Below are 864 nucleotides of genomic sequence, written 5' to 3'. Positions count from 1 at the left end.
CATCACGAGTCTCAATATTTAAGCCCTGACGACGCGCAGCCCATCGAACCTTTACGCAAAATGGACAGGCAGCATACTGATATAGCGATATGTTCTGCGTCGCCGCGTCCAGTTCTAACTGCTTCTCGCTGGAAAGCTTGGGTTTACGAGGCTTAAACAGAAAATCAACTAATAGAATAATACGGCCTAATAGCCATCGAACAACAGACATGCAACGAACCTCTTTCGTAAATCGCTAGAATATGGCACCGTAAAACTGCACAAAACTTATACAGCTATCTCTACGGCGCACGCGGATTCTATCAGAAAAGAGGCATAATTTCCTAGGGATGATCAGCCCGAATCAAGGGAGCATAGGCCTGACAACAGGATCTACTTATAATTCGATCTTGGGTGCAAGGTAAGCACAAACACTCGTTACTTGCTGCCAGTCTTTAATCACTGAGGGGTTATTTTTCAAGAAGTGCTTAGCGACATAAGCTCCGCCAGCGGCTTCGGCCAGTACTTCATAATCATAATCGACCTCATCCGCATCCAAAGCCTGAAGCGCATCAAAGATACTCACTTCTGACTCTGCAAATGAATTAATGAGTCCTTCACGATACATCTCGATCAGCCTATCAATCGAATAAGCTTGAGTGTTAACTTGATAGCCCTTAGCCAACAACAAAATATCGATATCACTGCCTTGTTTAACCGCAAGAATACCTGCACCTTGATTGTTTCGGGAATTACCATTACCCACGAGTAAAATACGTGAGGTATATAGGTCAAAGGCATATTCAGCGACTTTATCCCGCGATTTGGTCTTGACCATATTCAAACCAATATCAATCACATTACTATCAAGCGCACCTTCCATGA

At 43.8% G+C, this 864-nt stretch carries 1 protein-coding gene and 1 pseudogene; both read right to left on the bottom strand.

Going from position 1 to position 864, the window contains the following annotated elements; genetic code table 11:
- Nucleotides 1-211, bottom strand: a pseudogene (locus A3766_RS07030) (glutaredoxin); the annotation flags it as partial.
- Nucleotides 212-376: 165 nt separating this feature from the next.
- On the bottom strand, nucleotides 377-864 hold a 488-nt coding region (locus tag A3766_RS30605; RefSeq protein WP_068641997.1), incomplete at its 5' end, for a hypothetical protein.

This window comes from Oleiphilus sp. HI0132, assembly GCF_001635845.1.
The sequence above is the reverse complement of the archived record's forward strand: the minus strand, read 5'-3'. Positions and strand labels throughout refer to the sequence as shown.